The following is a 22,433-nucleotide window of genomic DNA, read 5'->3' as shown; positions in this document are numbered from 1 at the left end:
TGTCACGCCCTGTCCGCGACGCGCTCGCCGAGCAGGCCCTGTGGCCTGAACAACAGCACAAGGATGAGGAGGATGAAGGCCCAGACGTCTGCCCAGGACTGGCTGCCGAACTGGCCGAGGCCGGGGATGTCGCCGATGTAGGCGGTGGCCAGGGTTTCGGCGACGCCGAGGACGACACCGCCGATCATGGCGCCGTAGATGTTGCCGATGCCGCCGAGGACGGCCGCGGTGAAGGCCTTGAGTCCGAGGATGAAGCCCATCTTGAAGTCGACGTGGCCGTATTCCAGGCCGTAGGCGACTCCGCCGATGGCGGCGAAGACGGCGCCGAGGGCGAACGCGATCACGATGATGCGGTCGGTGTTGACGCCCATGAGTTTGGCGGTGTCGGGGTCCTGGGCGGTGGCCTGCATGCCGCGTCCGGTGCGGGTCTTCATGACGAAGTAGCCGAGGAAGGCCATGCTGACGGGGGCGGCGATGAGGAGGAAGATGCTGCCGGTCTGCAGGGTGACGCTGCCGATGTGGAAGGGGCCGCCGTCGATCTGGGGGAAGGTGCGGGCGGACTTCGCGTCGGGGTACCAGGCCCAGACCGCCTGCTGGAGGGCGAGGGAGAGGCCGATGGCGGTGATGAGCGGGGCGAGGCGGGGGCCGCCGCGCAGGGGGCGGTAGGCGAAACGTTCAGCCCCGATGGCGACGGTCACCGAGACGATCACTGCGCCGAGGATCATCAGGGGCAGGGCGATCAGCATGGAGGTGCCGTCGGGCAGGATGTAGATGTAGACCGTGAGCGCGCCGAAGGCGCCGGTCATGAAGATCTCGCCGTGGGCGAAGTTGATGAGCTGGACGATGCCGTAGACCATCGTGTAGCCAATGGCGATCAGCCCGTACATGGATCCCAGTAGCAGGCCGTTGACCAGCTGCTGCGGCAGTTCGTTCACCGCATGTCCTCCGAGAGGTTCGGATGTTCGTCGGATGTGGCCGGGTGTGAGTCCGCGCGGGGCGCCTGTGAAGAAGCGCCCCGCGCGGCTCTGGGTGGTGCGGGTGTCCCGTCGGACGAGTCAGCCGGTGTAGGTGCCGGACTTCACGGCCTTCCAGTCGCCGTTCTCGACGGCGTAGACGGTCAGCTGCTTGTTCGTGGCGTCACCGAACTCGTCGAAGGAGACCTTGCCGGTCACTCCGTCGAAGGAGACGTTCTGCATGGCCTCGACGACCTGGCCCCGGGCGTCGTCGGGGAGCTTGCCGTCGTTCTTCTCGACGACCGTCTTGACGGCCTCGATGATGGCCCAGGCGGAGTCGTAGGAGTAGCCGCCGTAGGCCTCGAAGGGCTCCTTGTAGCCGCCGGCCTTGTAGTTGGCGACGAATTCCTTGGCGGAGGGCAGTTCCTCGACGGGCGCGCCGACGGAGGTGGCCAGGTCGCCGGTGCCGCCGGCGCCGGCGAGCTTGATGAAGTCGGCGCTGTAGATTCCGTCACCGCCGACCAGCGGAATCTTGGCGCCGGTGCCCTTGATCTGCTTGCTGAGCGGGCCGGCCTGCGGGTATTCGCCGCCGTAGTAGACGACGTCGGCGCCCGAGTTCTTGACCTTGGTGGCGACCGCGGAGAAGTCCTTGGTGTCCGGGTTGATGTGCTCTGTTCCGACGACCTTGCCGCCGAGCTTCTTGAACTCGTCGGTGAAGGTGCCGGCGAGGCCCGCGCCGTAGGTCTTCTTGTCGTCGATGACGAAGGCCTTCGTCTTCTTGAAGTCGTTGAAGACGTACTGCGCGGCGAACGGACCCTGGATGGCGTCGGTGGTCGCGGTGCGGAAGTAGGTCTTGAACGGGCGCTTCTTCTCGGTGCGCCAGTCGGGGCCCTGGGTCAGCGAGGGGCCGGTGTTGGCCGGGGAGATCAGGGCCATGTTGCCGGACTCGAAGACCTGCTGCATGGACTCGCCGACCGAGGAGTTCAGCGGGCCGACGACGCCGAGGACCTCGTCGTTGGCGACGAACTGGCTGGCGTTCTGCTGGCCCACGGAGGGCTGGCCCTGGTCGTCCAGGGCTTCGACCTTGAAGGTTATGCCCTCGACGTGCTTGTCCTTGTTGGCGGTCTTGGCCGCGAGGTCCACCGAGTTCTTGATGCCGAGGCCCAGCGCGGACAGGTCGCCGGTCAGCGGGGCGTCGACGCCGATGACGACGGTGGTGCCACCGCCGCCGCCGTTGCCGGAGTCCGAGCCGCCGTCGTCGTCGCGCGAGCCGCAGGCGGTGAGGGTGAGTGCTCCCGCCGCCAGAGCGGCGGTGATGGCGATGAGCGAACGTTGACGCACGATCAGTCCTTTCCCTGGCACAGCCGCTTCCCCGTGGAGGCGGCCGAGTCGAGCGCTGGGCCGAAGTGACAATCGGACGGCGCGGTGACTGGCCGTGACTCTAAGCGTGTGTGGGGAACGTGGAGGAGGGTCTGACTCATGCTGTGACGCTCTTGTTATGACACGGGGTAATGCAGAGCGGTACTGGATGGGAAGAACCGCGGAATTCCATCCGATTCGCCCTGTCCGCATGGTGAGAACTTGCAGGACCGGCCGCCTGTGTTCAGGCGTCTGGGGTGTTTTGGTGATTACCTGGAATCGTTGCCGCAAGCGACCTCGAGGGCGTGGGAGAGGTCCTGTGCATAGTGCGTCCCCAGGATGAAACTGTGGGCTTGTATTGCGCGCGCATTACGCAGCGTTACATGCAGGAAAGGGAGGGAGAGGTTCCGTGGCGCTTTTACGCATTCCGTCACCCGAAGAGTGACGATGATCTTGCGGGCGGAATGCGCCTTTGTCTGGAAAGGCGCGGCGGGTGACGCGGTCATCGAGATGCCGGCGTAGGGCTGGTCGAGTCGTGTCACGGTGACGGGCGGGCCGGACCGCACGCTCAGCCGCACGGCGAAACTGAAGTCGTCGCCGGGGGCGGGCACCGCGTCCAGGTAGTCGAGGTCGACCGCCTGGGAAGGGTGTGGCGGCGGGGGCGGGGGAGGAGGCTGCGGTCGGCCGGCGTACAGATAGCCGCCGCCCGCCAGGGTCATGACGGCCGCGGCGGTGGTGAGGACCGCCCGGCGGTGGCGGTCGTAGTACCGGGCGGGCCGTCCACTGTGCCGGGTGGGTGGCCGGGGAGCGTCCGGGCCGCCCCGGTCGTGGGTGCCCTCGCCCGGCTCGACGGGGCCGGTGCCGCTCACTGCCACGGGCCGTCGCCCGGGGGGCCGGAGCGGTAGTGCTCGGCGCAGGAGTCGCGTACCTGGCGGTCGATCAACTCTCCGGCTGCTCGGGGGCCTTGGTCGCGCTTCGCGGCCTGTGCGGCGTCCACGACCTTCCGCAGGATGTCGTACTGCGCGTTGGACAGTCCCATCGACTGGTAGTCGCCGTAGGGGGTGCTGCCGGCCAGTATCTCGTGTGCCCAGTGGCCGACGGCGCTCGTGCACAACTCCTCGGGGGAGAGGCTGCCTTGTGCGGATGTGGATGCGGGCGCGGATGCGGATCTGGGTGCGGGTGCGGGTGCGGGTGCGAGTGCGGATGCGGGCGCCGACGCGGCCGGTCGGGCGGTGTCGCCGGGACCGGGCCTTTCGGCGCCGGAGTTGCCGCAGCCGACCGCCAGGGCGGCGGCCGGCGGTGTCAGCACCAGAGCGAGCAGTCCGCGCGCGGACCGGAACCGCCGAGCCCCCGCCCCCGGCCAGGGGGCCATTCCCCGTCCCATGCCCTGAAGCTAGGGCGCCGGGCGCCCGGGAGCAATGCCGTGGCCGGGAGCGACACAAGGGGTGGTGGCAGTCCGTGGCCGGGAGGGGCGCCGTGAGGGGCGGTATTCCTTGGTCGGGAGCAGCGCCGTGGGTGGCGGGAGCCCGTGGCCGGGTAGGGACGTGTGGCCGGGTAGGGACGCGTGGCCTGATGCGCGGGCGCCGGCGGCGTTGCGCGGGCGCCGGCGGCGTTGCGCGGGCGCCGACAGCGTTGCGCGGACGCCGGCGGCGTTGCGCGGCCGGGAGTGGGCCCCCGGCCGCCGCGTGCCGCTCAGCCTGTCGCGCCGGCCCGCGCCCCGTCGCCCGGGTTCACGTCCCGCAGCAGGCAGGTCAGCCGGGCGGTGCACACGCGGCGGTCCTGCTCGTCGCTGATCACGATCTCGTACGTCGCGGTCGACCGGCCCCGGTGCACCGGTGTGGCCACGCCGGTGACGAGGCCGGAGCGGGCCCCGCGGTGGTGGGTGCAGTTCAGGTCGACCCCGACCGCGATCTTGGTGCTGCCGCCGTGCAGCATCGAGCCGACCGACCCGAGCGTCTCGGCCAGCACCGCCGAGGCCCCGCCGTGCAGCAGCCCGTACGGCTGGGTGTTGCCCTCCACCGGCATGGTGCCGACGACGCGGTCGGCCGACGCCTCGAGGATCTGCACGCCCATGCGGGTCCCGAGGTGCCCGGCGGAGAAGAGCGCGGGCAGGTCGACGCCGAGCGCGGCGTACTCGTCGATGACCTCCTGCGGGAACTGCACCTGCTGCTGCTCGCCCATGGGCCGGCTCCGTTCGTAGCTCCGTCTGCCTGAGTCGCCGACCGTCCCGGTGTGGCCGTCGGCTCGACTGAGCAAACGCTCAGTCGGTCGCCGATTGTTCCAGACGGACGACGACGGACTTGCTGGCCGGGGTGTTACTGGTGTCCGCGGTGGCGTCCAGCGGCACCAGGACGTTGGTCTCCGGGTAGTACGCCGCCGCGCAGCCCCGGGCCGTCGGGTAGTGCACGACACGGAAGCCGGGCGCCCGCCGCTCCACCCCGTCCTTCCACTCGCTGACCAGGTCGACGTACGAACCGTCCGGGACGTCCAGCCTCCGGGCGTCCTCCGGGTTGACCAGGACGACCCGGCGGCCGTTCCTGATGCCCCGGTAACGGTCGTCCAGACCGTAGATCGTGGTGTTGTACTGGTCGTGCGAGCGCAGTGTCTGGAGCAGCAGCCGCCCCTCGGGCAGCTCGGGGTACTCGATCGGCGCGGCCGTGAAGTTGGCCTTGCCGGTGGCCGTCGGGAAGCGGCGCTCGTCGCGCGGGGCGTGGGGGAGGGCGAAGCCCCCGGGGTGCGCCACGCGCGCGTTGAAGTCCTCGAAGCCCGGGATCACGCGGCCGATGCGGTCGCGGATCGTCGCGTAGTCCTTCTCGAACTCCTCCCACGGCGTGCGGCTGTCCCCGCCGAGCACCCGGCGCGCCAGCCGGCACACGATCGCGGGCTCGGACAGCAGGTGCCGGCTCGCGGGCTCCAGCCGGCCGCGGGAGGCGTGCACCATGCCCATGGAGTCCTCGACGGTCACGAACTGCTCGCCGCCGCTTTGGAGATCGCGCTCCGTACGGCCGAGGGTCGGCAGGATCAGCGCCCGCGCGCCCGTGACGGCGTGCGAGCGGTTCAGTTTCGTCGAGACGTGCACGGTCAGGCGGGCGCGGCGCATGGCCGCCTCGGTGACCTCCGTGTCGGGGGAGGCGGAGACGAAGTTGCCGCCCATGGCGAAGAAGACCTTCGCCTCGCCGTCGCGCAGCGCGCGGATGGCGCGGACGACGTCGTAGCCGTGCTCGCGCGGCGGGGCGAAGCCGAACTCCTTCTCCAGCGCGTCCAGGAAGGCGGTCGCGGGACGCTCGAAGATGCCCATCGTGCGGTCGCCCTGCACGTTGGAGTGGCCGCGCACGGGGCAGACGCCCGCGCCCGGACGGCCGATGTTGCCGCGCAGGAGAAGGAAGTTCACGACCTCGCGGATGGTGGGCACGGAGTGCTTGTGCTGGGTCAGACCCATCGCCCAGCACACGATGGTGCGCTTCGAGGCGAGCACCATGCGCAGGGCTTCCCCGATCTCCGCGCGCGTGAGGCCGGTCGCCGTGAGCGTCTCGGCCCAGTCTGCGGCGCGGGCGGCCTCGGCGAACTCCTCGTAACCGTGCGTGTGTTCCTCGACGAAGGCCTCGTCGACCGCGCCCTCCGTCTCCAGGATCAGCTTGTTCAGGAGCCGGAACAGGGCCTGGTCGCCGCCGAGGCGGATCTGCAGGAACAGGTCGGTGAGCGCGGCGCCCGTGGTGAGCCCCTTGGCGGTCTGCGGGTTCTTGAAGCGCTCCAGGCCGGCCTCGGGCAGCGGGTTGACGCTGATGATCTTCGCGCCGTTCGCCTTGGCCCGCTCCAGGGCGGAGAGCATGCGCGGGTGGTTGGTGCCCGGGTTCTGGCCGGCCACGATGATCAGATCGGACTTGTGGAGGTCCTCCAGCAGGACGCTGCCCTTGCCGATGCCGATGGTCTCCGACAGGGCCGAGCCGGACGACTCGTGGCACATGTTGGAGCAGTCCGGCAGGTTGTTCGTGCCGAGCTCGCGTGCGAAGAGCTGGTAGAGGAAGGCCGCCTCGTTGCTGGTGCGCCCGGAGGTGTAGAAGACGGACTCGTCGGGCGAGTCCAGGGCCGCGATCTCCTCCGCCACGATGTCGAAGGCGCGTTCCCAGGTGACCGGTTCGTAGTGCTCGCCGCCCTCCGGGAGGTACACCGGGTGCGTGAGCCGGCCCTGCTGGCCCAGCCAGTAGCCGCTGCGGGTCGCGAGGTCGGCGACGGAGTGCGCGGCGAAGAACTCCGGGGTGACCCGGCGCAGGGTGGCCTCCTCGGCCACGGCCTTCGCGCCGTTCTCGCAGAATTCCGCCTTGTGCCGGTGGTCCGGCTCCGGCCAGGCGCAGCCCGGGCAGTCGAAGCCGTCCTTCTGGTTGACGCTCAGCAGTGTCAGCGCGGTCCGCTTCACGCCCATCTGCCGCTGCGCCATGCGCAGGGTGTGGCCGATGGCCGGGATGCCGGCCGCCGCGTGCTGGACCTTCGCGACCTGGGGCGCGTCCTGAACCGGATCACCCTTGGGCGGCTTGGTGGCCATCGCGCGCTCCTTCGCTTACGCGTGTGAGGTACGTCTCCGATCCTCGCACGCCCCAGTGACAGCGGCGGAGGCCGGGCGAGGGGCGGCGGCCGGGAGCAATGCTCGCGCCCGGCACCCAGGGTCGCCGCGACACGGGATGACGGGGCCCGCACCGGCGGGGTGGCCGGGGGACCCGCACCGGCGGGACGGCAGGGGGAGCCGACCCGCACCGGCGGGACGGCCGGGGGAGACCCGCACCGGCGGGCGACCGGGCCGGTACGGGCGCGGCAGGGTGCGGGCGGGGCCGAGTGTCAGTGGTCCGTGGCAGGATCGGGGACGTGGCAGAGACAGCAGCGAAGCAGACCGACAAAACCTCCGGCGGCGCCCGCCCGCGCCTGATGCTCATGGACGGGCACTCGCTGGCCTACCGCGCGTTCTTCGCGCTGCCCGCGGAGAACTTCACGACCGCGACGGGCCAGCCGACCAACGCGATCTACGGCTTCGCGTCGATGCTGGCCAACACGCTGCGTGACGAGGCGCCCACGCACTTCGCGGTGGCGTTCGACGTCTCCCGCAAGACCTGGCGCTCCGAGGAGTTCACCGAGTACAAGGCGAACCGCTCAAAGACCCCGGACGAGTTCAAGGGCCAGGTCGAGCTGATCGGCGAGCTGCTCGACGCCATGCACGTGCAGCGCTTCGCCGTCGAGGGCTTCGAGGCCGACGACGTCATCGCCACACTCGCCACGCAGGCCGAGGCCGAGGGCTTCGACGTGCTGATCGTCACCGGTGACCGGGACTCCTTCCAGCTGGTCAGCGAGCACACCACGGTCCTGTATCCGACCAAGGGCGTCTCCGAGCTGACCCGGTTCACGCCGGAGAAGGTCTTCGAGAAGTACGGGCTGACCCCCGCCCAGTACCCCGACTTCGCGGCCCTGCGCGGCGACCCGTCCGACAACCTCCCGGGCATCCCGGGCGTCGGCGAGAAGACCGCCGCGAAGTGGATCAACCAGTTCGGGTCCTTCGCCGACCTGGTCGAGCGCGTCGACGAGGTCAAGGGCAAGGCGGGGCAGAACCTCCGCGACCACCTGGAGTCCGTCAAGCTCAACCGCCGGCTCACCGAGCTGGAGCGTCGGGTCGAGCTGCCGAAGGCCGTCACCGGCCTGGAGCGCACGGCGTACGACCGCAAGGGCGTCGCGGTGATCCTGGACACCCTGGAGATCCGCAACCCGTCGCTGCGCGAGCGGCTCTACGCCGTCGACCCGGGGGCCGAGGAGGCCGAGGCCGCGCCGGTCGTGGCGGACGGCGTCGAGCTGGACGGCACGGTGCTGGGCACGGGCGAGCTGGCCGGCTGGCTCGCCGAGCACGGTACGCAGACCCTCGGTATCGCCACGGTCGACACCTGGGCGCTGGGCACCGGCTCGGTCGCCGAGGTCGCGCTCGCCGCGCCCGACGGCAAGGCCGCCTGGTTCGACCCGACGGAGGCGGACGAGGCCGACGAGGCGGCGTTCACGGCCTGGCTGTCCGACGCGGACCGGCCGAAGGTCTTCCACAATGCCAAGGGCGCGATGCGCGTCTTCGCCGAGCACGGCTGGAGCGTCGCCGGCGTCGGCATGGACACCGCGCTCGCCGCCTACCTGGTCAAGCCGGGCCGCCGCTCCTTCGACCTGGACGCGCTGTCCCTGGAGTACCTGCACCGCGAGCTGGCCCCCGCCGCCGCGGCCGACGGCCAGCTGGCCTTCGGGGCGGACGAGGGTGCCGAGGCCGAGGCGCTGATGGTGCAGGCCCGCGCCATCCTCGACCTGGGCGAGGCCTTCGAGGGCCGCCTGGCGGACGTCGGCGCCGCTGACCTGCTGCGCGACATGGAGCTGCCCACGTCCGCGCTGCTGGCCCGCATGGAGCGGCACGGCATCGCGGCCGACCGGGAGCACCTGCAGGCCATGGAGCAGATGTTCGCGGGCGCCGTGCAGCAGGCGGTGAAGGAGGCGCACGCGGCGGCCGGACGCGAGTTCAACCTGGGCTCGCCCAAGCAGCTCCAGGAGGTCCTCTTCGGCGAGCTGAACCTCCCCAAGACCAAGAAGACCAAGACCGGCTACACCACCGACGCCGACGCTCTGGCCTGGCTGGCCGCCCAGACCGACAACGAACTGCCGGTGATCATGCTCCGGCACCGTGAGCAGGCCAAGCTGCGCGTCACGGTGGAAGGCCTGATCAAGACGATCGCCGCGGACGGCCGCATCCACACCACGTTCAACCAGACGGTCGCCGCGACCGGCCGCCTCTCCTCCACGGACCCGAACCTGCAGAACATCCCGGTCCGCACCGACGAGGGCCGCGCGATCCGCCGCGGATTCGTCGTCGGCGAGGGCTTCGAGTCCCTGATGACGGCCGACTACAGCCAGATCGAGCTGCGGGTGATGGCCCACCTGTCCGAGGACGAGGGCCTGACCGAGGCGTTCACCTCGGGCGAGGACCTGCACACCACCGCCGCCGCGCAGGTCTTCTCCGTCGAGCAGTCCGCGGTCGACGCGGAGATGCGCCGCAAGATCAAGGCGATGTCCTACGGCCTGGCGTACGGACTCTCGGCCTTCGGCCTCTCCCAGCAGCTGAACATCGAGGCCGCCGAGGCGCGCGGCCTGATGGACGCCTATTTCGAGCGCTTCGGGGGCGTACGGGACTACCTGCGCCGGGTGGTCGACGAGGCACGGGCGACTGGTTACACGGCGACGCTCTTCGGGCGCCGGCGCTATCTGCCCGACCTCAACAGCGACAACCGCCAGCGCCGCGAGTCGGCCGAGCGCATGGCTCTGAACGCCCCGATCCAGGGCACGGCGGCCGACATCGTCAAGATCGCCATGCTCAACGTGGACAAGGCGCTGCGCGAGGCCGGCCTCACGTCCCGCATGCTGCTCCAGGTCCACGACGAAATCGTCCTGGAGATCGCCCCCGGCGAGCGCGCGGCGGCGGAAGAACTCGTCCGCCGTGAAATGGCCAACGCGGTCCAGCTCAGCGTCCCCCTGGGCGTCTCGGTGGGCTCGGGGGCGGACTGGGAGTCGGCGGCGCACTAGGCTCCGGGGCTCCGGGGCTCGGGGCGCCGGGCGTGGGCCTTGGCCGTGCGTACGGGCGGGGCATCGACGGGCGCCCCGCCGGGCCCACGTCCGCGCACCTCCGCCCGTCCAGCGGGGCCCGTCACTCAGGTGGCCCTCACGGAAACGCCCCCGCCTCCGTCCTCCGTGAGGATGCGGGGCATGGGTATACGCATGCTCCACCACCGGACGACACCGGCACGGGCAAGCACAGACGGACCCGCCCGCGTGCCACCCCCACCGGTTCCGGTCGTCGCGCCCGGCGCGAGTACCGGCCGCATCCCCACCACCCTCGCGACGGCCCTGCGGTGCACCGCGGCGGACCTCCGCCGCAGACTCGTCCACCGGGACCCGCCCGCCGCGGCCCCGCGCGAGACGCCCGCCTGGCGGCTGTGGGCCGACCTGACCCGCGGCTACCTGGCGCCGGCCCTCACCCTGCTGCCGCGGTCACGTACCGCACGGACCTTCACCGTGTTCGTCGCGACCGCCGACCCCCTCAGTACGGGATCCGGCGGCTCGTCTCCCCATCGACGCCGGCCGAACTGAGTTCCGGAGCCGGACGCCACGCCCTGACCCCCACGGCGTACAGCAGCAGGCCCGGGACGAGCCCCGCGCCCGCCCCGAAGCACACCGTCGGGATCAGCTCCCAGGGCTTCGCGGTGGCTCCCCAGTAGTCCCACCACCGGGTAGCCCGCTGCACAGCTCCGGCCACCGCACAGCCGCCCAGCACCGCCCCGGCCCACCACCGGTCCCGTACCGGGAGGACCGGGACACCGAGCGGTTCGGCCCGGGGTGTCCGGCGTACTGCGCGCGCCAGGAACACGGCGATCACGACCGCCGCCACCGCGGAACCGCCGTACTGCAGGTACCAGTAGAGCGGCGAGCCCGCCACCTCCCGGCCCAGCACCGGGAACACCCGCGTCCCCCAGCGGTCGAGGTGGGTGAACGCGTCCCACACCACGTGTGTCAGCGCCCCCAGCACCGCCGACACGTACCACCGCGCCACGAGGGACGGCCGTACGCGCGCGCGTGGCGCCCCGCAGCGCAGCAGGGTGGCCGCGCGGCCCTGTCCGGCCCGCGGCAGCAGGGCCACCAGCGGCTCGCGGATCAGCAGCCACACCGCCACCAGCACCCAGGCGATGATCACGTCGACCGTGAAGACGCCCGGGAAGGAGTGCGTGACGTCCCCGAACTCCATTGCCCCGGACAGGAAACTCGCCGCGTAGTAGGTCATGTCGGGCGAGAGGGAACCCGCCACCAGTACTGCGGGCACCAGCGGCCCCCGGCCGGTACCGTCGCTCCGTACCGCCGGCAGCACGGCGACGGCATGACTGAGGGTGAACGGCAAGAGAACTCCTGTTATGGCCAACTGGTGAATATCGGGCACGAACGGGTGCCCGTGCTAAGCAAGTTGTCGTAGGGTCGCCTGCGGCAGGCGTACTGGTCGAACAGACGAACACCGCGCGGGGAAAGTTGCGGTGCAACCGTCGACACGGACCGATCGTCACAACAGGGCGGGTACCACGGGCGGGCACAACAGCCGAAGACCGGTGAAGACAGACGGAGACGGGCGCGCGGGCGTCCACGGGAGGGGTCACTCTATGGCGGCGCATTTCGACAGGAGGCTCCGCAAGGCGGCGGTCACCACCACCGTCGCGGCGGTCGCGGTCGCGGCCCTGTCCGCGTCCCAGGCTCCCAACGTGACGGCCGACGCCCACGGCAGGCAGACCACCGCCGACAAGGTGCCGACGGCCGACACGCCCTCCGAGGAGAGCGCCACCGGCAACTCGCCGTACTACACGGACCTGCCGCCGCTCGACAGCCCGAGCCCCGCCCCCACCATCGGCACCCCCGCCTCCCGGGGCCCGTCCGAGGCGGGCATTCCCGCGACGGTCCTCGACGCCTACAAGAAGGCCGAGTCGGCGCTGCGCCAGGCCAAGCCCGGCTGCCATCTGCCGTGGCAACTCCTCGCCGCCATCGGCAAGGTGGAGTCGGGCCAGGCGGGCGGCGGTCGCGTCACCGCCGACGGCACCACCCTCAGCCGCATCATCGGCCCGCAGCTCGACGGCAACGGCTTCGCGCTCATCAAGGACACCGACAACGGTGTCCACGACGGCAACAGCAGCTACGACAACGCCGTCGGCCCCATGCAGTTCATCCCCTCCACCTGGGCCTGGGCGGGCCGCGACGGCAACGCCGACGGCAAGGAGGACCCCAACAACATCTACGACGCGGCCCTCTCCGCCGCCCACTACCTGTGCCGCAACGGCTGGGACCTGTCCGTCCAGGCCGACCTGAACCGGGCGATCCTCAGCTACAACAACTCGCAGGACTACCTGCACACGGTCCTGTCCTGGCTGGAGCACTACCGCAAGGGCACCCACGAGATCCCGGACGGCACCGGCACGCTGCCCGTCGGCCGCAGCGACGACGACACCGACCCGGGCGGGTCCAGTCCCACGCCCGGCGGAACGGGTGCGGCCACCGGACCCCAGGCCCCCGGCGCGACGACGCCCAGTCCCGGCCCCAGCCCCGAGAAGCCGGACAAGCCCACCCCGCCCGACGAGTCCGAGCCTCCCGGCACGGGCTCCCCGGGCCCCGACCCGACCGCCCCGACCGACCCGACCGACCCGGAGACTCCGCCGGAGACCGAGACCCCCACGGACACGGTCCACCACCTGGAGAACGCCGGTACGACGGGGCTCACGGCGATCGCGGGCGACACGTTCGACAAGAAGATCAGCACCCGCGCCGAGACTCAGGCCGGGAAGGCCGTCGGCAAGGTACGGATCCGCTTCACCGTTTTGGGCGACACCGACGCCACCTTCACCGGCGGCGACAAGTTCGCCGCGGTCACCACCAACGCCTCCGGCGTGGCCGTCGCGCCCGCCCTGGTGGCCGGTGAGAAGACCGGCGCGTTCACCGTCCGCGCCACCGTCGTCGGCCGCACCGTCGCCGGCCTCGACTACGAGGCCACCGTCACCGAGCGCGTGGCCGACGTCCTCGCCCGCACCGACGACACCGCGCTGACCTGCACGCCGGGCGGCGAGTTCGCGGACCAGGTCGAGGTGAAGGCCACGCACAAGGGCGCCGCCGCGGACAAGGTCGCTGTCACCGCCACGCTCATCAAGTCGGTGCTCGACCCGACCGAGAACGACGAGGGTCCGTACTTCAAGGACGCGGACGGCACGGCCGTCCGCACCCTGACCGGCCTGAGGACCGACGCCAAGGGCCTGCTGAAGCTGCCGAAGCTGTACGCCGACAAGGCCGCCGGCACGTTCGTGCTCCGCCTCACCACCGCGGGAGGCGCCACGCTCAACGTCCAGCTGAAGGTGGCCGAGGCCGAGCCGGAGCCGTCGCCGAGCCCGTCCGGCGACGCCTCGCCGGACGCCTCGCCCAGCCCCTCCGCCGAGCCGTCGACCGACCCGGACGCGTAGGCGCGACTCGCGCAGGAACGACCGAGGGCGCCCCTCCGCCGCAGCGGACGGGCGCCCCTCATCACTTCCCGGGGCGCGCCTTCGTGTGTCGCGTCGGCTCCGCCGTGGCCGGGTCCTCGGGCCACGGATGCTTCGGATACCGGCCGCGCAACTCCGCTCGTACGCCCTTGTAGCCGTCCTTCCAGAAGGAGGCCAGGTCGGCGGTGACCGCGGCCGGGCGACCCGCGGGCGAGAGGAGGTGGACGAGGAGCGGCACCCCGGCGACCTCGGGCGAGCGCTGGAGCCCGAACATCTCCTGCAACTTCACGGCGAGGACAGGCCGGCCCGGGTCGTCGTAGTCGATCCGGATCCTGGACCCACTGGGGACGACGATCCGCTCCGGGGCGAGTTCGTCGAGCCGCGCCGCCTCTCCGGAGGCCCAGGGCAGCAGCCGGGTCAGCGCCTGGCCGGCGTCGATCCGCGCCAGGTCGGCCCGCCGCCGGGCCCGGCTCAGCTCGGGCTCCAGCCATTCGTCCGCACGCGCGCGCAGCGCGTCGTCGGAGACGTCCGGCCAGGGCTCACCGAGCCGCCGCCGCAGGAAGGCGAGCCGCTTGCGCAGCACGTCCGCGCCGGCCGGCCAGCGCAGCAACGCGAGCCCTTCCTGCCGCAGCCCCTCCAGGAGCGCGTTCCGTACGAGACCGGAGTCGGCGCCGGCGAGCGGCCGGACGGTGAGCTCCACGGCCCCGAGCCGTTCGACACGCCGGGCGACGACGTCGCCGTCGCCCCAGTGCACCTCGTCCCGAACCTCCAGGAACGCCCCCGCGGCGAGCCGGGCCGTCCCCTCGTCGACGACCGCCCCGAGCTGCACGCGCGCGTGCCCTCTCCCCACGGGCCGGTCGGCCACGGCCACGGCGATCCACGGCGCCCCGCGCAGCGCCGACGTCTCCGGCAGCTCCGCCCGGGTGCCGGAGACCATCAGGTACGAACCGCCGTCCTTCCTGGCCACCCGCTCGGGAAACGCCAGCGCGGCCACCAGTCCCGCGATGCTGTCGCCGGTGCCCTCCTGCGCCGGCCGGCCGGCGCTCTCCGCGGCGGCCCGCAGCCGCCGCACCTCGGTCCGCCAACGCGTCCCATAGGCATCTCCGCCACTCCGAGCGGCCCGCAGCGCGGCCACCAGATCGTCCCCGTACTCCCGCGGCGGCGCCTCACTGAGCAGAGCGACTACTTCGGCCACCGCGCGGGAGCCGCCCGCACCGGAGCCCGAGGTCTGCGCGGGGGAGGGGGCTTCGTCCGAGGCCCGCGCGGCGGCGGCGTTCATGCCCGACGCACCCCTGTCCGAACTTCCGGCACTCCGCGCGGTTGCGTACGACGCGGCCGGACGGGAGCCCGCGTCTGCGGGGCCTCCGCCGGAGACGCTCCCGCCGGTGACCCCCGCGCCCGACGCCACCGCCCCCGGTGCCCCCGCGTCGAGCAGCGCCCGCCCCAGCCGTGGATGCAGGCCCAGGCGGGCCAGCCGTACGCCCCGCGCGGTGGCCCGGCCGGCCGAGTCCACAGCGCCGACCGCCGTCAGCACCGACCGGGCCGCCGCCATCGCCCCGCCCGGCGGCGGATCGAGCAGCGCCAGCCCGGACGCGTCCGGGTCGCCCCAGCAGGCCGCCTGCAACGCGAACGCCGTCAGGTCGGCCACCTTGATCTCCGGCGCCGGGAACCGCGGGAGACGGGCGTCCTCCGCCTCCGCCCAGCAGCGGTAGACCACCCCCGGCGCCTCACGCCCGGCCCGGCCCGCCCGTTGCCGCGCCGCCGCTCGCGAGGCCCGGACCGTCGTCAGGGCGCTCAGCCCGCGCGCGTGGTCCACCCGAGGCTCCCGCGCCAGTCCCGCGTCCACGACCACTCGTACGCCCGGAACCGTCAGAGACGACTCGGCCACCGAGGTCGCGAGTACCACCCGGCGCCGTGCCGAGGGGGACAGGACCGTGTCCTGCACGGCCGCGGGCGCCCGCCCGTGCACTTGGAGCACGTCGACGCCTCCGAGATCCCCCAGTTGTCCGGCGACGCGGGAGATCTCCCCGACGCCCGGCAGGAAACACAGCACGTCCCCGTCCCGTTCGGCCAGCGCCCGCCGCACCACCGACGCCACGTGCGCGAGCAGTACCGGGTCCACCCGCATCCCGTGCGGCGGCCGGACCGGACGCGCCGGCGGCGCCCACACCACCTCCACGGGGCACGACACGCCCCGCGCCTCGATCACCGGTGCCCCGCCCAGCAGCCGGGCCCAGCCCTCCGCGTCCGTCGTGGCCGACGCGGCCACCAGACGCAGCTCGGGCCGCAGCGCCGTCCGCACGTCCCACAGGAACGCCGCCGTCGTGTCCGCGTCCAGATGCCGCTCGTGGCACTCGTCGAGCACCACCACGTCGACGCCCGTCAGCTCCTGGTCCCGCTGGAGCCGTTGCAGCAGCACGCCGGTCGTGACGACCTCCACGCGCGCGTGCCGCCCGACGACCCGCTCACCGCGCACGGTGTACCCGACGCTCGCGCCGGGCTTCTCGCCCAGCAGCCACGCCATCCGCCGGGCCGCCGCCCGCGCCGCGATCCGCCGCGGCTCGGCCACGACCACACGCCGCTCGGGTCCCTCGCCCAGCAGCCCGGCCAGCGCGAGCGGCACCAGCGTCGTCTTGCCGGTGCCCGGCGGCGCGACCAGCACCGCCGCGCCGTGCCCCTCCAGGGCTTCGTGCAGAGCGGGCAGGGCACCGCGTACGGGCAGGGCGTCCAGGGCGTCGTAACGGATCACGCCCCCAGTGTCGTACGCCGCCGGGACGACCCTCCGCGCGCGCGTGCACACGCGGCAGATCGGCTGCGGCTCAGTCGCGCTCGCACACGAAGATCGCCGTCCCCGGGATCAGGTGGCCCCGCAGCGGCGACCAGCCGCCCCACTCGGACGTGTTCCAGTCCGGCCACTCCGGCTCCACGAGGTCCACCAGCCTAAACCCCGACGTCACCACGTCCCGGACCCGGTCGCCGAGCGTCCTGTGGTGCTCGACGTACACCGCGCGGCCCTCGTCGTCCTGCTCGACGTACGGCGTGCGGTCGAAGTAGGAGGTGGACACCGTCAGCCCCTCGGGGCCCGGCTCGTCCGGGAGCGCCCAGCGCAGCGGGTGTGTGACGGAGAAGACGAAGCGGCCGCCGGGCCGCAGCACCCGGCGCACCTCCCTCAGCACCAGCCGCGGGTCGGCGACGAAGGGCAGCGCCCCGTACGCCGAGCACGCCAGGTCGAAGGAGCCGTCCGCGAAGGGCAGCACGGTCGCGTCGGCACAGACCAGGGGAAACGAGCCGCCGATGCGCAGGGCGTGCTGGAGCTGACGGTGGGAGAGGTCCAGGGCCACCGGACGGGCACCCTGGGCGGTCAGCCAGCGCGAGCACTGGGCGGCGCCGGCCCCGATCTCCAGGACGTCCTTGCCCTTCAGGTCCTCCACCGGGCCGAGCAGCTCGGCCTCCACCTCGTCCAGGCCCTCCGGACACCAGACGAAGCGGTCGTCGCCGAGGAAGGTGCCGTGCTCGACCTGGTACTCGTCCGCGTTCCGGTCCCACCAGCCGCGGTTGGCTCGGGAGCTCTCCGTGACGCCGGCGGCACGCCGGGTGGCCTCGGGCTCCGCCCCTGTGGCTTCGGACGCCTCGGACGCTTCGGGCTCTTGGATGACCGGCTCCCTCGTACTAGTCTGCGGCTCTTCACGCAGCCGGTCCCGCGTGTCACGAAGGGGGCCGCTGTGGGCCCGCGTGGCCTCGGGAGACGGCTTTTGTGCCGGGTATGCGACGATCTGCCCCGGGTGTGCGACTTCGCGCATTGACCCTGCCCGGCTGCCCCCGTATGCTACAAGTTGCGCTGCGGGCCTGCGCACCTCAGACGTAGCAGGTCGCGCTCGCATCTGTTGTATGTCCCCTCGGTTCTCGAGGTGTCACCCCTGGTTTCGGTGACACTTCCTTGGCTGTCCGGCGTCTGCAGAGCGAAACGGGCTCCCGGCGTAAGCAGTACCTACGACTTCAATGTCCGTACCGGAGCCCTTTCCCACATGACGAGCAGCACCGAGACCACCGCCACCACCCCGCAGGTTGCGGTCAACGACATCGGTAACGAGGAAGCCTTCCTCGCCGCGATCGACGAAACGATCAAGTACTTCAACGACGGCGACATCGTCGACGGCGTCATCGTGAAGGTCGACCGGGACGAGGTCCTGCTCGACATCGGTTACAAGACCGAAGGTGTCATCCCGAGCCGCGAGCTCTCGATCAAGCACGACGTCGACCCTAACGAGGTCGTCGCCGTCGGTGACGAGATCGAGGCCCTTGTTCTCCAGAAGGAGGACAAGGAAGGCCGCCTGATCCTCTCGAAGAAGCGCGCTCAGTACGAGCGTGCCTGGGGCACCATCGAGAAGATCAAGGAAGAGGACGGCATCGTCACCGGTACCGTCATCGAGGTCGTCAAGGGTGGTCTCATCCTCGACATCGGCCTCCGCGGCTTCCTCCCGGCCTCCCTGGTCGAGATGCGCCGTGTCCGCGACCTCCAGCCCTACGTGGGCAAGGAGCTCGAGGCGAAGATCATCGAGCTGGACAAGAACCGCAACAACGTGGTCCTGTCCCGCCGCGCCTGGCTGGAGCAGACCCAGTCCGAGGTCCGCCAGACGTTCCTCACGACCCTCCAGAAGGGTCAGGTCCGTTCCGGCGTCGTCTCCTCGATCGTCAACTTCGGTGCCTTCGTGGACCTGGGTGGCGTCGACGGTCTGGTCCACGTCTCCGAGCTCTCCTGGAAGCACATCGACCACCCGTCCGAGGTTGTCGAGGTCGGCCAGGAAGTCACCGTCGAGGTCCTCGACGTGGACATGGACCGCGAGCGCGTCTCCCTGTCGCTGAAGGCGACCCAGGAAGACCCCTGGCAGCAGTTCGCCCGCACCCACCAGATCGGCCAGGTCGTACCCGGCAAGGTCACGAAGCTGGTGCCGTTCGGTGCGTTCGTCCGCGTGGACGAGGGCATCGAGGGTCTGGTCCACATCTCCGAGCTGGCCGAGCGCCACGTGGAGATCCCGGAGCAGGTCGTCCAGGTCAACGACGAGATCTTCGTCAAGGTCATCGACATCGACCTCGAGCGCCGTCGCATCAGCCTCTCGCTGAAGCAGGCCAACGAGGCCTTCGGTGCCGACCCGTCGGTGGTCGAGTTCGACCCGACCCTGTACGGCATGGCCGCGTCCTACGACGACCAGGGCAACTACATCTACCCCGAGGGCTTCGACCCCGAGACCAACGACTGGCTCGAGGGCTACGAGACCCAGCGCGAGGTGTGGGAGACCCAGTACGCCGAGGCGCAGCAGCGCTTCGAGCAGCACCAGGCGCAGGTCATCAAGTCCCGCGAGGCGGACGAGAAGGCCGCTGCCGAGGGTGTCGACACCGCGAGTGCGGCTCCGGCCGCTTCCGCCGGCGGTGGCGGCGGCGGTGGCTCGTACTCCTCCGAGGGCGGCGACAACTCCGGCGCCCTGGCGTCGGACGAGGCGCTGGCCGCGCTGCGCGAGAAGCTGGCCGGCGGCCAGAGCTGAACGCGGGCTGAGCAGAAGCTCCTCATCGAGCGTTAGCTCGTGAACCGAGGGCCCGCACCCCTTTCCGGGGTGCGGGCCCTCGGCGCGTTCGGTGACGCCGGGCCGGGGCGCGGACGGGGAATGCCCGGGCCGGGACCCGTGTTGTGCAGTACGAACACCAGGAGGGGAGCGGTCACTGTGCTTGATCCGCAGGGCTTGTACGCATGGGAGCCGAAGGGCTTGGCCGTCGTCGACATGGCACTCGCCCAGGAGTCGGCGGGACTGATCATGCTCTACCACTTCGACGGATACATCGACGCCGGCGAGACCGGCGACCAGATCGTCGACCAGGTGCTCGACTCGCTGCCTCACCAGGTCGTCGCCCGCTTCGACCACGACCGGCTCGTGGACTACCGGGCACGCCGGCCACTGCTGACCTTCAAGCGGGACACCTGGACGGACTACGAGGAACCCGCCATCGAGGTGCGCGTCGTCCAGGACGCCACCGGGGCCCCGTTCCTGCTGCTGTCGGGCCCCGAACCGGACGTCGAATGGGAACGCTTCGCCGCGGCCGTGCGGCAGATCGTCGAGCGGCTCGGGGTCCGCCTCGCGGTCAACTTCCACGGCATCCCCATGGGCGTCCCGCACACCCGCCCCGTCGGCATCACCCCGCACGGCAACCGCGCCGACCTGGTGCCGGGCCACAGCAGCCCCTTCGAGGAGGCGCAGGTCCCCGGCAGCGCCGAGGCACTCGTCGAGTACCGGCTCCTGCAGGCCGGCCACGAGGTGCTGGGCGTGGCCGCGCACGTCCCGCACTACATCGCCCGCTCCCCGTACCCGGACGCGGCGCTGACCGTCCTGGAGGCGATCACCGCGGCGACCGGCCTGGTCCTGCCGGGCATCGCGCACTCCCTGCGCACGGACGCCCTCCGCACCCAGACGGAGATCGACCGGCAGATCCAGGAGGGCGACGAGGAACTCACCGCCCTCATCCAGGGCCTGGAGCACCAGTACGACGCGGCCGCGGGCGCCGAGACCCGCGGCAACATGCTCGCCGAGCCCGTCGAGATCCCGTCGGCGGACGAGATCGGCCGCGAGTTCGAACGGTTCCTGGCGGAGCGGGAGGGTGACAGTTGACGCCCCTGGGCCGGCGCGGTAGGAGCCGGCCGGTGGGCCGGCCGTAACCGGGAGGCCCTAGGCTTCCGCTCATGCTGAAGGTGGGCCTGACCGGCGGGATCGGCGCCGGCAAGAGCGAGGTGTCGCGGCTGCTCGTCGAACACGGCGCCGTACTGATCGACGCGGACCGGATCGCGCGCGAGGTCGTCGCCCCGGGTACCCCGGGGCTCGCAGCGGTCGTGGAGGCGTTCGGCGAGGGCGTACTGGCCGAGGACGGCAGCCTGGACCGGCCGAAGCTCGGTTCGATCGTGTTCGCCGACCCGGAGAAGCTGGCCGCGCTGAACTCGATCGTGCACCCCCTGGTCGCCGACCGGTCCCGCGCCCTCGAGGAGGCCGCCGCCGAGGACGCCGTCGTCGTCCACGACGTTCCGCTGCTCACGGAGAACGGCCTGGCACCGCTGTACGACCTCGTGGTCGTCGTGGACGCGGACCCCGCCACCCAGCTCGACCGGCTGGTACGGCTGCGCCGCATGCCAGAGCAGGACGCACGCGCGCGGATGGCCGCCCAGGCCACGCGCGAGCAGCGCCGGGAGATCGCGGACGTGGTCATCGACAACGACGTACCGCTGGACGAGCTGCGGCGCCGCGTGGCAGCGGTGTGGGCCGAGCTGACCCGCAAGGCGCACGCGCCGCGCTGAGCGCCCTGGCGCCTCCTCAAGGCTCCGGTCGCTCCGCCCGTCCCAGGAATAGCGGTCCCCGCGCGGGCGTTGATCCCTTTCAGTGAGGGAAGGACTCTGCCGTGCCCGAGACCAGCGGTTCGACCGGACGTACTCCGGAGACGGATGTCATCGACTTCCGTGCCGCCGAGCAACTGCTCGCGGCGCGGGACCCGCGGGGCGCGGTGAAACTGCTCGACGGGGTCATCGCCGCGCACCCGGAGAGCACCGCTGCTCGGTTGCTGCGCGCCCGTGCCTTCTTCGCGGCGGCACAACTGAGAGCGGCCGAGCTGGAGTTCACCATCGTCCTGGAGCGTGAGCCGGACAACGCGTTCGCGCACTTCGCACTCGCCCGCACCTATGAGCGCCGTGGCTGCCCCGGCCAGGCCCGGCGGCACTTCCGGCTGGCGGCGGCTCTGGACCCGAATCCGGAGTATCTGCAGCAGGCGCGGTTCGACTCCTGACGGTCAGCTCCTCGGCGGCCGGTACGGCGGTACGTCCGGCCCGGGCTGGTAGTGCGGGCCCTGGCGGATGTGCCGGAGGATCCCGGTCAGGCCGACCGTGACGACGAGCCGCAGCACTCCGCACGCGACGGCCCGTCCCGGTCGCCCGGCGAGCGCGAACGCGGCCGTCCCGAAGATCGCCCAGGCCAGGCCCCAAAGACTCAGCCAGAAAAGCGCCCCGCAGGGCACTGCGCGCGGTGGCCGGTTCGCTCCCGGTACGCATCGGATCACCAGTCCTGTGGAAAACGTACTCCGGGAGACGACGAGGGGGAAACGAGCCGTGCCACACAACCGACCCGCCCTGCCGGACGCCGACGACCTGCCCGACCTACTCCTCGACCTGGCGGTCCCGCACGAGGACATCAACGCACTGGTGGGACTGCGCGGCGGAGTGACGCGCGATGCCGGAACGGTGCGGCTGCTGGAGGAGTGTGTCCAGGAGCTGGTGCGGGACCTCGGGGAGCCGGACGCGGACCCGGAGGACATGCGGCGCTTCGGGGAGGGGCTGACCGAGGCTCCCCGGGCGCTGGGCGGGTACTTCGCCGCGTACGTGTTCGTCGCGGCGCTGCCGTACACCCGCGCCTACCACCGGGAGCGCGGCATCCCGGCCGAGATCACCCGGCACACCCTCGCCGACCTGGGGCGGAACATGGCGAGCCACCGCAGACGGCACGGCACGGGCGGAGTGCGGGCCCCGCGGTGGCTGGTGCACCACTTCCGCGGAGAGCTGTACCAGCTGGGGCGGTTGCAGTTCGAACGGGCCACGATCGGGCAGCGCACCGCGCCGGTACTGCGGACGGCCGGGATGGACGCGGTGCCGGGCGAGCCCCGCTTGAACCTGCACGTCCCCGACTACCGCGGGCCGCTGACACCGGCCGCCTGCGACCGCTCGCTCGGCCTCGCCCGGGAGTTCTTCCGCCGGCACTTTCCCGAAGAGCCGTATCGTGCCGCGACGTGCCACTCCTGGCTCCTCGACCCGCAGCTGAAGCGGTACCTGGCGGTCGACTCCAACATCGTCCGGTTCCAGGAACGCTTCCGGGCGGCCCAGGACACCGAGCCAGCCGACGAGGAACCTGTCCGCTTCGTCTTCGGGGATCCCTGCCTGCCGGTCGAGGGGCTGCAGCGGCGCACCTCGCTGGAGCGGGCCGTCGGGGACCACCTGCGGGCAGGCGGCCACTGGTACGTCGGGCACGGCTGGTTTCCGTTCTGA

The 22,433-nt window shown here is 71.8% G+C and carries 17 protein-coding genes and 1 pseudogene; 8 read left to right on the top strand and 10 right to left on the bottom strand.

Features of this window, described 5'->3' with window-relative positions:
- Window positions 1–2 precede the first annotated feature (2 nt).
- The 6 genes from ACIQ1J_RS01270 to ACIQ1J_RS01245 form a co-directional block, all read right to left on the bottom strand.
- Window positions 3–935, bottom strand: a complete 933-nt coding sequence (locus tag ACIQ1J_RS01270) for a branched-chain amino acid ABC transporter permease (RefSeq protein WP_403553058.1) — start codon at window positions 933–935, stop codon at window positions 3–5.
- Window positions 936–1,055: 120 nt separating this feature from the next.
- The gene (locus ACIQ1J_RS01265; RefSeq protein WP_403553056.1) at window positions 1,056–2,294 is read right to left on the bottom strand and encodes a branched-chain amino acid ABC transporter substrate-binding protein; all 1,239 of its coding nucleotides are present in this window, start codon (window positions 2,292–2,294) and stop codon (window positions 1,056–1,058) included.
- Window positions 2,295–2,581: 287 nt separating this feature from the next.
- Window positions 2,582–3,181 carry a Tat pathway signal sequence domain protein gene (locus ACIQ1J_RS01260; RefSeq protein ID WP_403553054.1) on the bottom strand — a complete coding sequence of 200 codons (600 nt, stop codon included), beginning with the start codon at window positions 3,179–3,181 and terminating at the stop codon, window positions 2,582–2,584.
- On the bottom strand, window positions 3,178–3,696 hold the full coding sequence (locus ACIQ1J_RS01255) for a hypothetical protein (protein WP_403553052.1): 519 nt from the start codon (window positions 3,694–3,696) through the stop codon (window positions 3,178–3,180). The genes ACIQ1J_RS01260 and ACIQ1J_RS01255 overlap by 4 nt, the downstream gene beginning before the upstream one ends.
- Window positions 3,697–4,004: 308 nt before the next feature.
- Window positions 4,005–4,493 (bottom strand): hotdog fold thioesterase, encoded by a 489-nt coding sequence (locus ACIQ1J_RS01250; protein WP_345630633.1) that lies wholly within the window; start codon window positions 4,491–4,493, stop codon window positions 4,005–4,007.
- Between the two features lie 79 nt (window positions 4,494–4,572).
- Window positions 4,573–6,852, bottom strand: a complete 2,280-nt coding sequence (locus tag ACIQ1J_RS01245) for an FdhF/YdeP family oxidoreductase (protein WP_403553050.1) — start codon at window positions 6,850–6,852, stop codon at window positions 4,573–4,575.
- 317 nt (window positions 6,853–7,169) lie between these two features.
- Here ACIQ1J_RS01245 and polA point away from each other — a divergent pair, with 317 nt between their 5' ends.
- Window positions 7,170–9,896: a DNA polymerase I gene (polA, locus tag ACIQ1J_RS01240; protein ID WP_403553048.1), complete on the top strand. Its 2,727-nt coding sequence runs from the start codon at window positions 7,170–7,172 to the stop codon at window positions 9,894–9,896.
- Between the two features lie 246 nt (window positions 9,897–10,142).
- On the top strand, window positions 10,143–10,460 hold the full coding sequence (locus ACIQ1J_RS01235; RefSeq protein ID WP_403553046.1) for a hypothetical protein: 318 nt from the start codon (window positions 10,143–10,145) through the stop codon (window positions 10,458–10,460).
- Here the strand turns inward: ACIQ1J_RS01235 and ACIQ1J_RS01230 are convergent.
- Window positions 10,411–11,262 carry a DUF4184 family protein gene (locus ACIQ1J_RS01230; protein ID WP_403553044.1) on the bottom strand — a complete coding sequence of 284 codons (852 nt, stop codon included), beginning with the start codon at window positions 11,260–11,262 and terminating at the stop codon, window positions 10,411–10,413. The two genes, ACIQ1J_RS01235 and ACIQ1J_RS01230, sit on opposite strands and share 50 nt — an antisense overlap.
- A gap of 253 nt (window positions 11,263–11,515) precedes the next feature.
- Between ACIQ1J_RS01230 and ACIQ1J_RS01225 the strand changes: the two genes are divergently transcribed.
- Window positions 11,516–13,351 (top strand): lytic murein transglycosylase, encoded by a 1,836-nt coding sequence (locus ACIQ1J_RS01225; RefSeq protein ID WP_403553042.1) that lies wholly within the window; start codon window positions 11,516–11,518, stop codon window positions 13,349–13,351.
- 61 nt (window positions 13,352–13,412) lie between these two features.
- Here ACIQ1J_RS01225 and ACIQ1J_RS01220 read toward each other — a convergent pair whose 3' ends face one another.
- Window positions 13,413–16,118 (bottom strand): ATP-dependent RNA helicase, encoded by a 2,706-nt coding sequence (locus ACIQ1J_RS01220; RefSeq protein WP_403553040.1) that lies wholly within the window; start codon window positions 16,116–16,118, stop codon window positions 13,413–13,415.
- Window positions 16,119–16,188: 70 nt separating this feature from the next.
- Entirely contained in the window at window positions 16,189–17,169 is a 981-nt protein-coding gene (locus ACIQ1J_RS01215; protein WP_403553038.1) for a class I SAM-dependent methyltransferase, read from the bottom strand.
- Window positions 17,170–17,394: 225 nt separating this feature from the next.
- Here ACIQ1J_RS01215 and rpsA point away from each other — a divergent pair, with 225 nt between their 5' ends.
- The 4 genes from rpsA (at window position 17,395) to ACIQ1J_RS01195 (ending at window position 21,184) form a co-directional block, all read left to right on the top strand.
- Entirely contained in the window at window positions 17,395–18,909 is a 1,515-nt protein-coding gene (gene rpsA, locus ACIQ1J_RS01210) for a 30S ribosomal protein S1 (RefSeq protein WP_403553036.1), read from the top strand.
- Window positions 18,910–19,086: 177 nt separating this feature from the next.
- Window positions 19,087–20,025 (top strand): PAC2 family protein, encoded by a 939-nt coding sequence (locus ACIQ1J_RS01205; RefSeq protein WP_403553034.1) that lies wholly within the window; start codon window positions 19,087–19,089, stop codon window positions 20,023–20,025.
- Between the two features lie 71 nt (window positions 20,026–20,096).
- Entirely contained in the window at window positions 20,097–20,702 is a 606-nt protein-coding gene (gene coaE, locus ACIQ1J_RS01200) for a dephospho-CoA kinase (RefSeq protein ID WP_403553032.1), read from the top strand.
- Between the two features lie 101 nt (window positions 20,703–20,803).
- Window positions 20,804–21,184 (top strand): tetratricopeptide repeat protein, encoded by a 381-nt coding sequence (locus tag ACIQ1J_RS01195; protein WP_210959139.1) that lies wholly within the window; start codon window positions 20,804–20,806, stop codon window positions 21,182–21,184.
- 3 nt (window positions 21,185–21,187) lie between these two features.
- Here the strand turns inward: ACIQ1J_RS01195 and ACIQ1J_RS01190 are convergent.
- Window positions 21,188–21,446: pseudogene (locus ACIQ1J_RS01190) on the bottom strand (DUF6343 family protein).
- Window positions 21,447–21,524: 78 nt separating this feature from the next.
- Here ACIQ1J_RS01190 and ACIQ1J_RS01185 point away from each other — a divergent pair.
- Window positions 21,525–22,433, top strand: coding sequence for an acyltransferase domain-containing protein (locus ACIQ1J_RS01185; protein ID WP_403553780.1), 909 nt, complete (start codon window positions 21,525–21,527; stop codon window positions 22,431–22,433).

The sequence above is a fragment of the Streptomyces sp. NPDC097107 genome (genome assembly GCF_044762405.1).
In the GTDB taxonomy this organism is placed as follows: Bacteria; Actinomycetota; Actinomycetes; order Streptomycetales; family Streptomycetaceae; genus Streptomyces; species Streptomyces thinghirensis.
Note: the sequence above shows the minus strand (reverse complement) of the source record. Positions and strands in the feature narration are given on the sequence as shown.